This window comes from Streptomyces sp. NBC_00820, assembly GCF_036347055.1.
Lineage (GTDB): Bacteria > Actinomycetota > Actinomycetes > Streptomycetales > Streptomycetaceae > Streptomyces.
Map to the genome: position 1 here is coordinate 5,924,356 of NZ_CP108882.1, position 13,145 is coordinate 5,937,500.

Below are 13,145 nucleotides of genomic sequence, written 5' to 3' on the forward strand. Positions count from 1 at the left end.
AGGTGCGGACATGGCCCGGACCGCGCTCGTACGACCCCCGTGCCGCCGCCGACGTGGAAGGCGCGGGAGTCATCGGCACAGGACCTTCACGATGTAGACGCACCACCACCACTGAGGGGGAGCAGCAGGTGAGCATGACGGCCGCCGCCACCGGCGGACCCGGAACGGGAGCCCCTGCCGGAGCCGGCACAGGACTCGGTTTCTGCCGGGTGACCATCGTCGCGCCGGACAGCCGCATCGACGTGGCACTGCCCGACGACGTGCCGGTCGCCGACCTGTACCCGGAGATCCTCCGACTGTCCCAGCAGAGCCCCGACGCCGGCGCCCCGGTCGGGTACCACCTCGTCCGCACCGACGGCACCGTGCTGGACAGTTCCCGGTCCTTCGCCGCCCAGCGCATTCTCGACGGCGAACTCCTGACGCTGCGCCCCTTCGCGGAGTCCCTTCCGCCGGCCGTCTTCGACGACGTCTCCGAGGCCGTCGCGTCCGCCGTCACCAAGCAGCACACGCTGTGGACCGGCGACCTGACCCGGGCCGCAGGCCTCGTCGGCGGCGGCGTGCTGCCGACGCTCCTCGCGTTCGTCGCGTGGACCGCCGACCCGCACCACGACATGAACGGCCTGGCCGGCATCCTCGCCGCCGTCACCGGCGTCCTGCTGGTGGTGCTCTCCGCCGTGCGCGCACGGGTCTACGACGACCGCGCCTCGGCCGTCGCGCTCGGCCTCGGCGCGCTGCCCAACATGGGCGTCGCGGGCAGCGGACTGCTGCCGCTGACCGACGGACAGGGCATCGGCAGGCTGCAGTTCCTGCTGGCGTGCGCGGCCGTCCTGGTCGCCGCCCTGATCCTCACCCTGACCTCCCCGCACGGAGACGGCCCGTTCGTCGCCTTCGTGTTCGCCTCGGCCGTCGCCCTGCTCGCCGTCTTCGCCGCGACCCTGCTCGACTGGGCCCCGATCGAGACGGCCGGCCTGTGCGCGCCGGTCGCCGTGGGCGCGCTCGCGTTCCTGCCGGGGATGTCGATGCGGTTCGCCCGGCTGCCGATCGGCTTCGAGGCCCCGAGCGGCGCGACCCGCTCCGCGTACGGCCACGAGGCCCACACGCCGGAGTCCGTGGACACCGAGCGCATCGAGGCGCAGGCCCGCCGCGGTCACGAACTGCTCGTCGGCCTCGTCGGCGGCTGCGCGCTGCTCGCCGTCGGAGCCTCGGCGGTGCTCGGCTTCTCCAGCGACGTCTGGGCCCAGCTGCTCGCGCTCGCCACCGGTGTGGCGATGCTGATGCGTGCCCACCTCTTCCGCTACACCGCCCAGGTCGCCCCGGTCCTGGCCGCGGGCCTCGGCTCCCTGGTCCTGCTCGGCCTCGGCCTCGCGCTCAACCCGCCGCAGTCGGTGTTCCGCAAGGCGCTCGAAGGGCACCGCACCGACCTCGACATCCGGACGGTCTGGCTGATCGCGGTCATCGCCGCGGCCACCGCGCTGGTCACGGCGCTCGGCCTGATCCTGCCGCGCGGCGGCCTGACCCCCTTCTGGGGCCGCTTCCTGGAGATCTGCGAGGGCTTCGTCCTGCTGACGCTGATCCCGCTGACCCTGGCGGTGTTCGACGTCTACGCGACCGCCCGCGCGATGACCAGCAAATAGGTCCCCGGACGGGCCGGAGGCCCGGAGACGCGGAGGGCCCGGGCGGGCCCTCCGCGTCCACGTGGGACTGGGACCCGGCGGACGGGAAGGGCCTCGCGGCCCTTCCCGGACCTCGTCACTCGGCGGCGAGCCCGCCCTCGTCCGGTACCGGCCTCAGATCGAACTCCCCGTCCCGCGCCCCCAGCACGAAGGCCCGCCACTCGGCCTCCGTGTACCGCAGCACGGTGCCGTGGTCGAGGGAGGAGCGCATGCCCACGGCGCCGTCCGGCAGGTACGCGATCTCGACGCGCTCCTCGTGGTGCTCGGTGCCCGGCGCGCAGTGCCACTCGACGTCCGAGATGTCGAGCGCGTACAGCTCGTCCCGCTCCCGTTCCTTGCGTGCTTTGATTTCCCTGTCATCGGCGTCGGTCATCGCAGCCGCGGTCCTTCCTCCAGTGCCGGTGAGCGGTAACTCACCCTACTGGCCGGGGTTCTGGCTGGTCAGCGGTTTGCGGAGATGATCCCCGTGACGAGGTGTGACCGTCGCGTCGCAGAAGGCAGTCGCCGGGCAGCCGTGAGGCAGCCACACGGCGCCACAAGTCAGCCGAAAGGCCGTCGCAAGGCCGTCGGCCGGGGGTCCGGCCAGGCCCGCCCCGCGATCCTGGTACCCTGACTGGCGGCCGTTCGTGTACGCACCCCCAAAGCATCGCAGGCATCGCCTGCCGCCCTGGAGGCCGCGCTCGACGGATCCCGGCCTGCCGAGTACTGGAAGCTCTCCCGAGATGTAGACCGGGGGCGCTCGGTGGCCACTCACAGACTCATGAGGAGTACGCGTGTCGCTCGACGCCGCTACGAAGAAGCAGATCATCGCCGAGTTCGGCCAGAAGGAGGGCGACACCGGCTCCCCCGAGGTCCAGGTCGCCATGCTCTCGCGCCGCATCTCTGACCTGACCGAGCACCTCAAGACCCACAAGCACGACCACCACTCCCGCCGTGGTCTGCTGATCCTGGTCGGTCAGCGTCGTCGCCTGCTGCAGTACCTGGCCAAGAAGGACATCCAGCGCTTCCGTGCGCTGGTCGACCGCCTCGGCATCCGCCGCGGTGCGGCCGGCGCCAAGTAAGACGCCATGAGGGGAGCGGTCCCGGCGTGATCCGGGGCCGCTCCCTTTGCTGTACGTGCCTTTGCTGTACGTGCCTGTTGTCCGTACGTGTCCGCCCGTGCTGTACGGGCCGAAACGTGCGGAGTGTCACCGACGCTTTGTAGTGTGGTAGCACAACGCATACGCACGACACAGAACGAGGGAGTGAAGCGCACCTCGCCGCCGCCGGTCCTCGGTAGTGGCCCCCGGGGGGAAGCGAGCCCCGGGTGCTTCGATCGAAGACCGGCCCGCACCAGACGGCGCGCTTCTCCCACCACCGTCCCCCCGCCACACGGGCGAGGGCGGACGAAGACGAGGAGAAAACGCTAGTGGAGAACGAGACCCACTACGCCGAGGCCGTCATTGACAACGGTTCCTTCGGCACCCGCACGATCCGTTTCGAGACGGGCCGCCTGGCCAAGCAGGCCGCCGGCTCCGCCGTGGCGTACCTGGACGACGACACCATGGTGATGTCGGCCACCACCGCCTCCAAGGCCCCCAAGGACCAGCTCGACTTCTTCCCCCTGACGGTGGACGTCGAGGAGCGGATGTACTCCGCCGGCAAGATCCCCGGCAGCTTCTTCCGCCGGGAGGGCCGCCCCTCCGAGGACGCGATCCTCACCTGCCGCCTGATCGACCGCCCGCTGCGCCCCTCCTTCAAGAAGGGCCTGCGCAACGAGATCCAGGTCGTCGCCACGATCATGGCGCTCAACCCCGACCACCTGTACGACGTCGTCGCGATCAACGCCGCGTCCGCGTCCACCCAGCTGGCCGGCCTGCCCTTCTCCGGCCCGATCGGCGGCGTCCGCGTCGCGCTGATCCGCGGCCAGTGGGTCGCGTTCCCGACGCACACCGAGCTCGAGGACGCCGTCTTCGACATGGTGGTCGCCGGCCGCGTCCTGGAGGACGGCGACGTCGCGATCATGATGGTCGAGGCCGAGGCCACCGACAAGACCATCAAGCTGGTCGAGGGCGGCGCCGAGGCGCCGACCGAAGAGGTCGTCGCCGCCGGTCTCGACGCCGCGAAGCCCTTCATCAAGGTGCTGTGCCGCGCCCAGGCCGACCTCGCCGCCAAGGCCGCCAAGCCGACCGGCGAGTTCCCGATCTTCCTGGAGTACCAGGACGACGTCTTCCAGGCCCTGACGGCCGCCGTCAAGCCCGAGCTGGCCCAGGCGCTCACCATCGCCGGCAAGCAGGAGCGCGAGGCCGAGCTGGACCGCGTCAAGGCGCTCGCCGCCGAGAAGCTCCTGCCGGAGTTCGAGGGCCGCGAGAAGGAGATCTCCGCCGCCTACCGCGCGCTGACCAAGAAGCTGGTCCGCGAGCGCGTCATCAAGGAGAAGACGCGCATCGACGGCCGCGGTGTCACCGACATCCGCACGCTGGCCGCCGAGGTCGAGGCCATCCCGCGCGTGCACGGTTCCGCGCTGTTCGAGCGTGGCGAGACCCAGATCCTGGGCGTCACCACCCTGAACATGCTCCGCATGGAGCAGCAGCTGGACACCCTCTCCCCGGTGACCCGCAAGCGCTACATGCACAACTACAACTTCCCGCCGTACTCCGTCGGTGAGACCGGCCGCGTCGGCTCCCCGAAGCGCCGCGAGATCGGCCACGGCGCGCTCGCCGAGCGCGCGATCGTGCCGGTGCTGCCGACGCGCGAGGAGTTCCCCTACGCGATCCGTCAGGTGTCCGAGGCCCTCGGCTCCAACGGCTCGACGTCCATGGGCTCGGTCTGCGCCTCCACCATGTCGCTGCTGAACGCCGGTGTGCCGCTGAAGGCCCCGGTCGCCGGTATCGCCATGGGTCTGATCTCCGAGGACGTCGACGGCGACACGCACTACGTCGCCCTCACCGACATCCTCGGTGCCGAGGACGCCTTCGGTGACATGGACTTCAAGGTCGCCGGCACGAAGGACTTCGTGACCGCCCTCCAGCTCGACACCAAGCTGGACGGCATCCCGGCCTCCGTCCTGGCCGCGGCCCTCAAGCAGGCCCGCGACGCGCGTCTCCACATCCTCGACGTGATGATGGAGGCCATCGACCGGCCCGACGAGATGTCCCCGAACGCCCCGCGGATCATCACCGTCAAGATCCCGGTCGACAAGATCGGTGAGGTCATCGGCCCCAAGGGCAAGATGATCAACCAGATCCAGGAGGACACCGGCGCCGACATCACGATCGAGGACGACGGCACGATCTACATCGGCGCGGTCGACGGACCGTCCGCCGAGGCCGCCCGCGCCACGATCAACAGCATCGCCAACCCGACGATGCCCGAGGTCGGCGAGCGCTACCTCGGTACGGTCGTGAAGACGACCACCTTCGGCGCGTTCGTCTCCCTGATGCCCGGCAAGGACGGTCTGCTGCACATCTCGCAGATCCGCAAGCTCGCCGGCGGCAAGCGCGTGGAGAACGTCGAGGACGTCCTCGGTGTGGGCCAGAAGGTCCAGGTCGAGATCGCCGAGATCGACTCCCGCGGCAAGCTCTCCCTCATCCCCGTGATCGAGGGCGAAGACGGCTCCGACGAGACCAAGAAGGACGACGCCGACCAGTGACGTCCCGTAGTTTCAAGGCGACGGCCCGCACCTCCTCGGAGGCGCGGGCCGTCGCCCGTACCCAAACCCTTGTCAAGGGCACGGGCGGCATCGGCACGGTCCGCAAGACCACCCTCCCGGGCGGCCTGCGCATCGTGACCGAGACCCTGCCCTCCGTGCGCTCGGCGACCTTCGGTATCTGGGCGCACGTCGGCTCCCGCGACGAGACCCCGTCCCTGAACGGCGCCACCCACTACCTCGAGCACCTGCTCTTCAAGGGCACCGCCCGCAGGTCGGCGCTGGACATCTCCGCCGCCCTCGACGCGGTCGGCGGCGAGATGAACGCGTTCACGGCGAAGGAGTACACGTGCTACTACGCACGCGTGCTCGACACCGACCTGCCGCTCGCCATCGACGTGGTCTGCGACATGCTGACCGGCTCGCTCATCCGCGAGGAGGACGTCGACGTCGAGCGCGGCGCGATCCTCGAGGAGATCGCGATGACCGAGGACGACCCGGGCGACTGCGTGCACGACCTGTTCGCGCACACGATGTTCGGCGACAACGCCCTCGGCCGTCCCGTCCTCGGCACGGTCGACACGGTCAACGCCCTCGGTGCCGACCGCATCCGCCGCTTCTACAAGAAGCACTACGACCCGACCCACCTCGTGGTCGCCTGCGCCGGCAACATCGACCACGACAAGGTCGTACGACAGGTCCGCAAGGCCTTCGAGCAGGCGGGCGCCTTCAAGAACGCGGACGCCCGGCCCATCGCCCCGCGCGACGGCAGCCGTACGATCCGCACGGCCGGCAAGGTCGAGCTGATCGGCCGCAAGACCGAGCAGGCGCACGTCGTCCTCGGCATGCCGGGCCTCGCCCGCACCGACGAACGCCGCTGGGCCATGGGCGTACTGAACACCGCCCTCGGCGGCGGCATGTCGTCCAAGCTGTTCCAGGAGGTCCGCGAGAAGCGCGGCCTCGCCTACAGCGTGTACTCGTACACCTCCGGCTTCGCCGACTGCGGCCTGTTCGGCGTGTACGCCGGCTGCCGTCCGAGCCAGGTGCACGACGTGCTGAAGATCTGCCGCGACGAACTCGACCAGGTCGCCGAGAACGGTCTGACCGACGACGAGATCCGCCGCGCCATCGGCCAGCTCCAGGGCTCCACCGTGCTCGGCCTGGAGGACACCGGCGCGCTGATGAACCGGATCGGCAAGAGCGAGCTGTGCTGGGGCGAGCAGATGTCGGTCGACGACATGCTGACCCGGATAGCCGCGGTCACCCCGGACGAGGTCCGGTCGGTGGCGCGCGACATCCTGGGACAGCGCCCGTCGCTGTCGGTCATCGGCCCGCTGAAGGACAAGCAGGCCGCGCGGCTGCACGACGCGGTCGCCTGATCCACCCGGTCCATACCCTGCGGTAAGGAAAGCAACAGATGAGCAAGCTGCGCGTGGCGGTCCTCGGTGCCAAGGGCCGTATCGGGTCCGAGGCGGTCCGGGCCATCGAGGCCGCCGAGGACATGGAGCTGGTCGCCGCCCTCGGCCGCGGCGACAAGCTGGAGACGCTGGCGGAGACCGGCGCCCAGGTCGCCGTGGAACTGACCACCCCGGCCTCGGTCATGGGCAACCTCGACTTCTGCCTGCGCCACGGCATCAACGCGGTCGTCGGTACGACGGGCTGGACCGAGGAACGCCTCGCACAGCTTCGGGGCTGGCTCGACCAGTCGCCGGAGACGGGCGTGCTCATCGCGCCGAACTTCTCCATCGGGGCCGTCCTGACCATGAAGTTCGCCGAGATCGCCGCGCCGTACTTCGAGTCGGTCGAGGTCGTCGAGCTGCACCACCCGAACAAGGTGGACGCCCCCTCCGGCACCGCCGCGCGCACCGCCCAGCTCATTGCCGAGGCCCGCCGCCGGGCCGGCACCGCTCCGGCCCCGGACGCCACGGTCACCGCCCTGGACGGCGCGCGCGGCGCCGACGTGGACGGCGTCCCGGTGCACTCCGTCCGCCTGCGCGGCCTCCTGGCCCACCAGGAGGTGCTGCTCGGCGCCGAGGGCGAGACCCTCACCCTGCGCCACGACTCACTGCACCACAGCAGCTTCATGCCGGGCATCCTGCTCGGCGTGCGCCGCGTCATGACCACCCCGGGCCTCACCTTCGGCCTGGAAAACTTCCTCGACCTGAGCTGAGCCGGAACACGTCATGCGCGCGAAGATCACCTACCTCGTCACGGCCGCCGTCCTGGTCTTCTACTTCGTCCTGGTCGGCAGCCGCGGCGTGATGCTCATCCAGTCCGGCACGCTCCTCACCGTCACCTTCGGCGTGGCCGTGCTGATCCTGCCGGTCATCGGCCTGTGGTTCCTGTGGAAGAACACCCAGTTCGTCCAGCGGGCCAACCGCCTCGCCGCCGAACTCGACGCCGAGGGCGGTCTGCCCGTCGACGAGCTGAGGCGCACCGCCGGCGGCCGGATCGACCGCGACTCGGCCGACGAGGTGTTCGCCCGGCGCAAGGCCGAGACGGAGGACGCCCCGGACGACTGGCGCAGCTGGTTCCGGCTCGCCGTCGCCTACCACGACGCCCGCGACACCCCGCGAGCCCGCAGGGCGATGCAGCGTGCCATCGCCCTGCACGACGGAAGGCCCGTCCAGGCCTGACCGCCCGACCTTCCCGCGCACGCGAGAAGAGGGGCCGGTCCGCGACACCGCGGACCGGCCCCTCTCCTTTTCCTGTCCAGGGCGGTCAGCCGCGCCCGTACTCCGCGGCCCACGCCTCCACGGTGTCCGCCGCCCGGTCGAACGCCGCGGGGCGGTTCAGGAAGTCCAGACCGTGTGTGGTCAGCAGCGGGGTGGTGTCCTGCGAGGAGCGGTCCCTGCGGACGTACGTCAGGGCCTGCCCCTGCACCGTGCGGGGCAGCCCCAGCCAGCGCACCGGCTGCTGGGCCGTACGCACCGCCGCCACGCGCTGCCAGGGCACCGTACGCGTCACCAGGAACGACACCTGGCGCAGCCCGTGCGCGCTCACCCACGCGCCCATGCGGAGCATCCTGAGCGCCCCGGCGAGGATCGCCAGCGCGAAGCCGAGGACCACTCCGGCCGAGGCCGCCGAGCCGGTCAGGGCGCGCAGGACGCCGGCGAACAGCACGAACGAGGAGAGCAGCAGCACCAGCGCGGCACCGCCCACCCGCCACGGGCCGGGACGGTAGGGACGCCGCCAGCGGTCACGGTCGTCGTACGGCAGCGAGCTCTCGGCCGCTACCTCGAAGGTGCGGTCGGCCGTCAGGAAGGGCAGGGGCACGGCTGGTCCTCACTCGGTCCTCGCGTGGGCTGTGCCCGGTGAGGCTATCCGGCCGTGTTCCCGCTCACCACCTGTGGGCGTCCGGAAGGGTCAGTGCCCCTGTACGGCCTGGGAAGGCTGGTCCGGCGTACCGGACGGCGTGGACAGCGCAGGCGTGCCGAGGACGAGCGCGCCCACGAGCCCGGCCACGATCGTCAGCCCCAGCAGCCAGCGCCCGGCTATCTCCCCGGAGGACGCGCGCTGCCGGGGCGGGGGAGTGACATCGCTGCGGAACCTGTCGGCCTCGACGAGGAAGGCGAAGGGTACGGGCTCGCGCCGACGGAACATCGTGGGTGTGCTCCCTTTCCGGGATCAAACGGATGACTTTCACCAGTACAGACGAACGAACTCCGCGAACGGTGCCCGGTTTCGTCGATTTCATTCGGACACGGCAGTGAAAGCCCCGTTTGACGGGGCCGTAGAGTGGCTTGGCCAAGAGACGAGATGGGAAGGACCCTCCGAACCGTGACCCCCACCCCGGGCGACGATGTCAAGATCGATTTCCGCAGCGACGTCACTGTCGAGCTGGTCAAGCACGACGCGGCGGACGCCGACGTGCTGTTCGCGGCCCGCGTGTCGACCATCGGGGAGCAGTCCCTCGACGAGCTGAACAAGGACCCCGAGCGCTCCAAGGGTCTGATCAACTACCTGATGCGCGACCGGCACGGCAGCCCGTTCGAGCACAACTCGATGACCTTCTTCATCAGCGCCCCGATCTTCGTCTTCCGCGAGTTCATGCGGCACCGGGTCGGCTGGTCCTACAACGAGGAATCGGGCCGCTACCGGGAGCTCCAGCCGGTCTTCTACGTCCCCGGCGAGTCCCGCAAGCTGGTCCAGGAGGGCCGCCCGGGCAAGTACGTCTTCGTCGAGGGCAGCCAGGCCCAGCAGGAACTGGTCGGCCGCGTCATGGACGACTCCTACCGGCAGGCCTACGAGGCGTACCAGGAGATGCTGGCCGCCGGCGTCGCCCGCGAGGTCGCTCGCGCGGTTCTCCCCGTCGGCCTCTACTCCTCGATGTACGCCACCTGCAACGCGCGCTCCCTGATGCACTTCCTCGGCCTGCGCACCCAGCACGAGCTGGCCAAGGTGCCGTCCTTCCCGCAGCGGGAGATCGAGATGGTCGGCGAGAAGATGGAAGCCGAGTGGGCCAAGCTCATGCCGCTCACGTACGCCGCCTTCAACGCGAACGGCCGCGTGGCTCCGTGACCGCCGCCCGGCCCCGTAACGAAGGCCTGTTCCCCCTTGCGGAACGGATGTACGGATCAGCCAGGCGAAGTGTCCGTATTGCGGCATTTAGAGAAGTTCATCTAGCCTGATCAAACGGACCCGGCACTGCTTGAACCCCCGAGCAGGCAGTGCCGGGATCCATATTTGTCTTGACTTTCCCCGTACCCCGCGGGCAGACCTGGGATTGGGCACCGAGTAGCGTGTTACCCATGGCTCCGACCTCCACTCCGCAGACCCCCTTCGGGCGGGTCCTCACCGCTATGGTCACGCCCTTCACGGCGGACGGCGCACTCGACCTCGACGGCGCGCAGCGGCTCGCCGCCCACCTGGTGGACGCAGGCAACGACGGCCTGATCGTCAACGGCACCACCGGCGAGTCCCCCACCACCAGCGACGCGGAGAAATCGGACCTCGTACGAGCCGTCGTGGAAGCCGTCGGCGACCGCGCGCGCGTCGTGGCCGGTGTCGGCACCAACGACACCCGCCACACCCTCGAGCTCGCCCGCACGGCCGAGCGCGACGGTGCCCACGGCCTGCTGGTCGTCACGCCGTACTACAACAAGCCCCCGCAGGAGGGCCTGTACCGGCACTTCACGGCCGTCGCCGACGCCACCGGCCTGCCGGTCATGCTCTACGACATCCCCGGCCGCAGCGGCGTCCCGATCAGCACCGAGACGCTCGTACGCCTCGCCGAGCACCCCCGGATCGTCGCCAACAAGGACGCCAAGGGCGACCTCGGCCGCGCCAGCTGGGCCATCGCCCAGTCCGGCCTCGCCTGGTACTCCGGCGACGACATGCTCAACCTGCCGCTGCTCTCCGTCGGCGCCGTCGGGTTCGTCTCGGTCGTCGGCCACCTGGTCGCGCCCGAGCTGCGCGCCCTCGTCGACGCCTACACCTCGGGCGACGTCGTCAAGGCCACCGAGATCCACCAGAAGCTGCTCCCGGTCTACACCGGCATGTTCCGCACGCAGGGCGTCATGACCACCAAGGCCGCGCTCGCCCTGCAGGGCCTGCCCGCCGGACCGCTGCGTGCCCCCATGGTCGAGTGCTCGCCGGAGGAGATCGCCCAGCTCAAGATCGATCTTGCCGCCGGCGGGGTACAGCTCTGACAACAGACTTGGCACCACAAAAGCTTCACCATCCGAAGCTTCACAACTGAATCGACAACCGAAAAGGCGGGCCACCGGTGCCCGCCGATCATGACAACTTCAACCGCACGATCGTCATGCGCGCCACGTGCCCACCGGTACGTGGCGCGTGTGGTCAGGAGAGTCTTTTGAGTCATCCGCACCCTGAACTCGCCCCGCCGCCGCCGCTCCCCAAGGGCGGTATGCGGGTCACCCCGCTCGGCGGTCTCGGTGAGATCGGCCGGAACATGACGGTCTTCGAGTACGACGGCCGTCTGCTGATCGTCGACTGCGGCGTGCTCTTCCCCGAGGAGGAGCAGCCCGGAGTCGACCTGATCCTGCCGGACTTCTCGTCGATCCGGGACCGTCTCGACGACATCGAGGCCATCGTCCTCACGCACGGTCACGAGGACCACATCGGTGGCGTCCCGTACCTGCTCCGCGAGAAGCCGGACATCCCGCTGATCGGCTCCAAGCTGACCCTCGCGCTCATCGAGGCCAAGCTCCAGGAGCACCGGATCCGCCCGTACACCCTCGAGGTGGAGGCGGGCGACCGCGAGCAGGTCGGCCCGTTCGACCTCGAGTTCGTCGCGGTCAACCACTCCATCCCGGACGCCCTCGCGGTCGCCATCCGCACCCCGGCGGGCATGGTGGTGCACACCGGCGACTTCAAGATGGACCAGCTCCCGCTGGACGGCCGTCTCACGGACCTGCACGCGTTCGCGCGCCTGAGCGAGGAGGGCATCGACCTCCTTCTCTCGGACTCCACGAACGCCGAGGTGCCGGGCTTCGTCCCGCCCGAGCGCGACATCGCGAACGTGCTGGACAACGTCTTCGCGGGCGCGCACAGCCGCATCATCGTGGCGAGCTTCGCCAGCCATGTGCACCGCATCCAGCAGATCCTGGACACCGCCCAGAAGTACGGCCGCAAGGTCGCCTTCGTCGGCCGCTCCATGGTCCGCAACATGGGCATCGCGCGGGATCTCGGCTACCTGAAGGTCCCGCCGGGCCTGGTCGTCGACGTCAAGCAGCTCGACGACCTGCCGGCCGACAAGGTCGTCCTGGTCTGCACGGGTTCCCAGGGCGAGCCGATGGCGGCCCTGTCCCGCATGGCCAACCGGGACCACCAGATCCGCATCGTCGAGGGCGACACGGTCATCCTGGCCTCGTCCCTCATCCCCGGCAACGAGAACGCGGTCTACCGCGTGATCAACGGCCTGACCCGCTGGGGCGCCAACGTCGTCCACAAGGGCAACGCCAAGGTGCACGTCTCCGGACACGCCTCGGCCGGCGAGCTGCTGTACTTCTACAACATCTGCCGCCCGAAGAACCTGATGCCGGTGCACGGCGAATGGCGCCACCTGCGCGCCAACGCCGAGCTCGGTGCCGCGACCGGCGTCCCGCACGACCGGATCGTCATCGCCGAGGACGGCGTGGCCGTCGACCTCGTCGAGGGCAAGGCGAAGATCGCCGGCAAGGTGCAGGCCGGTTACGTGTACGTCGACGGCCTCTCGGTCGGCGACGTCAACGAGCCGGTCCTGAAGGACCGCAAGATCCTCGGAGACGAGGGCATCATCTCGGTCTTCCTGGTCATGGACTCCACCACCGGGAAGATCACCGGTGGCCCGCACATCCAGGCCCGCGGCTCCGGCATCGACGACGCGGCCTTCTCGGAGGTCCTTCCGAAGATCACCGAGGTGCTCGAGCGGTCGGCCCAGGACGGCGTGATGGAGCCCCACCAGCTCCAGCAGCTGATCCGCCGGACCCTGGGCAAGTGGGTGTCGGACACCTACCGCCGGCGTCCGATGATCCTTCCGGTCGTCGTCGAGGTCTGACCTCCGACGCGCTGACCAGCAGTGGGGCCCCTCGACCTGTGTCGAGGGGCCCCACTCGCCTACCCGGCCAAAAAAATCTTGACAACAGGGCTTGACGCTGCCCCGGTGGATCCGTAATGTTCTCTGTCTGCCCCGGAGCCGTACGGTTCTGTGGTGGCACCTCGCCGCGAGAGCGGCACCCAACCATCAGCACGATCTCCCGATCGGGATGTCATTCGGTATGTCCGAATGTAATTCCATCGGAACTCGGTGGCCCGATTAGGAGCCGCAGGGAGGATCCGCTAGAGTTTGGGACGTCGGAACGGCCGAAGGGCCGGGAAGACAACTCCCGCTGACTGGG

12 protein-coding genes are annotated in these 13,145 nt (G+C 69.8%); 9 read left to right on the forward strand and 3 right to left on the reverse strand.

Annotated features, from left to right (window positions below; genetic code table 11):
- The first annotated feature begins 134 nt into the window (after nucleotides 1-134).
- Nucleotides 135-1,634: a type VII secretion integral membrane protein EccD gene (gene eccD / locus OIB37_RS26805; RefSeq protein ID WP_330461978.1), complete on the forward strand. Its 1,500-nt coding sequence runs from the start codon at nucleotides 135-137 to the stop codon at nucleotides 1,632-1,634.
- Nucleotides 1,635-1,749: 115 nt separating this feature from the next.
- Here eccD and OIB37_RS26810 read toward each other — a convergent pair whose 3' ends face one another.
- The gene (locus OIB37_RS26810; RefSeq protein ID WP_330460167.1) at nucleotides 1,750-2,046 is read right to left on the reverse strand and encodes a DUF397 domain-containing protein; all 297 of its coding nucleotides are present in this window, start codon (nucleotides 2,044-2,046) and stop codon (nucleotides 1,750-1,752) included.
- Nucleotides 2,047-2,446: 400 nt separating this feature from the next.
- Here OIB37_RS26810 and rpsO point away from each other — a divergent pair, with 400 nt between their 5' ends.
- The 5 genes from rpsO (at nucleotide 2,447) to OIB37_RS26835 (ending at nucleotide 7,937) form a co-directional block, all read left to right on the forward strand.
- Nucleotides 2,447-2,734 carry a 30S ribosomal protein S15 gene (rpsO, locus tag OIB37_RS26815; protein ID WP_055632174.1) on the forward strand — a complete coding sequence of 96 codons (288 nt, stop codon included), beginning with the start codon at nucleotides 2,447-2,449 and terminating at the stop codon, nucleotides 2,732-2,734.
- A gap of 347 nt (nucleotides 2,735-3,081) precedes the next feature.
- Entirely contained in the window at nucleotides 3,082-5,304 is a 2,223-nt protein-coding gene (locus OIB37_RS26820) for a polyribonucleotide nucleotidyltransferase (RefSeq protein WP_330460168.1), read from the forward strand.
- Complete coding sequence (locus OIB37_RS26825) at nucleotides 5,301-6,680, forward strand: M16 family metallopeptidase (protein WP_330460169.1); 1,380 nt, start codon at nucleotides 5,301-5,303, stop codon at nucleotides 6,678-6,680. Before OIB37_RS26820 ends, OIB37_RS26825 begins: the two co-directional genes overlap by 4 nt.
- Before the next feature lie 38 nt (nucleotides 6,681-6,718).
- Nucleotides 6,719-7,471 (forward strand): 4-hydroxy-tetrahydrodipicolinate reductase, encoded by a 753-nt coding sequence (gene dapB, locus OIB37_RS26830; RefSeq protein ID WP_330460170.1) that lies wholly within the window; start codon nucleotides 6,719-6,721, stop codon nucleotides 7,469-7,471.
- A gap of 13 nt (nucleotides 7,472-7,484) precedes the next feature.
- Nucleotides 7,485-7,937 (forward strand): hypothetical protein, encoded by a 453-nt coding sequence (locus OIB37_RS26835; protein ID WP_330460171.1) that lies wholly within the window; start codon nucleotides 7,485-7,487, stop codon nucleotides 7,935-7,937.
- Nucleotides 7,938-8,022: 85 nt separating this feature from the next.
- Here OIB37_RS26835 and OIB37_RS26840 read toward each other — a convergent pair whose 3' ends face one another.
- On the reverse strand, nucleotides 8,023-8,577 hold the full coding sequence (locus OIB37_RS26840; RefSeq protein WP_330460172.1) for a hypothetical protein: 555 nt from the start codon (nucleotides 8,575-8,577) through the stop codon (nucleotides 8,023-8,025).
- A 90-nt stretch (nucleotides 8,578-8,667) separates the two neighbouring features.
- A complete protein-coding gene (locus OIB37_RS26845) occupies nucleotides 8,668-8,904 on the reverse strand; it encodes a hypothetical protein (protein WP_330460173.1) in 237 nt (78 codons plus the stop codon).
- Nucleotides 8,905-9,081: 177 nt separating this feature from the next.
- Here OIB37_RS26845 and thyX point away from each other — a divergent pair, with 177 nt between their 5' ends.
- The 3 genes from thyX to OIB37_RS26860 all read left to right on the forward strand — a co-directional run bounded on the left by thyX (nucleotide 9,082) and on the right by OIB37_RS26860 (nucleotide 12,805).
- Nucleotides 9,082-9,822: an FAD-dependent thymidylate synthase gene (gene thyX, locus OIB37_RS26850; RefSeq protein WP_330460174.1), complete on the forward strand. Its 741-nt coding sequence runs from the start codon at nucleotides 9,082-9,084 to the stop codon at nucleotides 9,820-9,822.
- 230 nt (nucleotides 9,823-10,052) lie between these two features.
- Nucleotides 10,053-10,952, forward strand: coding sequence for a 4-hydroxy-tetrahydrodipicolinate synthase (gene dapA / locus OIB37_RS26855; RefSeq protein ID WP_330460175.1), 900 nt, complete (start codon nucleotides 10,053-10,055; stop codon nucleotides 10,950-10,952).
- Between the two features lie 167 nt (nucleotides 10,953-11,119).
- On the forward strand, nucleotides 11,120-12,805 hold the full coding sequence (locus tag OIB37_RS26860; protein WP_330460176.1) for a ribonuclease J: 1,686 nt from the start codon (nucleotides 11,120-11,122) through the stop codon (nucleotides 12,803-12,805).
- Nucleotides 12,806-13,145: the final 340 nt, after the last annotated feature.

Excerpts from the sequence above, each read along its gene's own strand:
- OIB37_RS26810 (WP_330460167.1), bottom strand. The coding sequence starts at position 2,046 with ATGACCGACGCCGATGACAGGGAAATCAAAGCACGCAAGGAACGGGAG.
- OIB37_RS26845 (WP_330460173.1), bottom strand. The coding sequence starts at position 8,904 with ATGTTCCGTCGGCGCGAGCCCGTACCCTTCGCCTTCCTCGTCGAGGCC.
- eccD (WP_330461978.1), top strand. The coding sequence starts at position 135 with ATGACGGCCGCCGCCACCGGCGGACCCGGAACGGGAGCCCCTGCCGGA.
- OIB37_RS26835 (WP_330460171.1), top strand. The coding sequence starts at position 7,485 with ATGCGCGCGAAGATCACCTACCTCGTCACGGCCGCCGTCCTGGTCTTC.
- dapA (WP_330460175.1), top strand. The coding sequence starts at position 10,053 with ATGGCTCCGACCTCCACTCCGCAGACCCCCTTCGGGCGGGTCCTCACC.
- dapB (WP_330460170.1), top strand. The coding sequence starts at position 6,719 with ATGAGCAAGCTGCGCGTGGCGGTCCTCGGTGCCAAGGGCCGTATCGGG.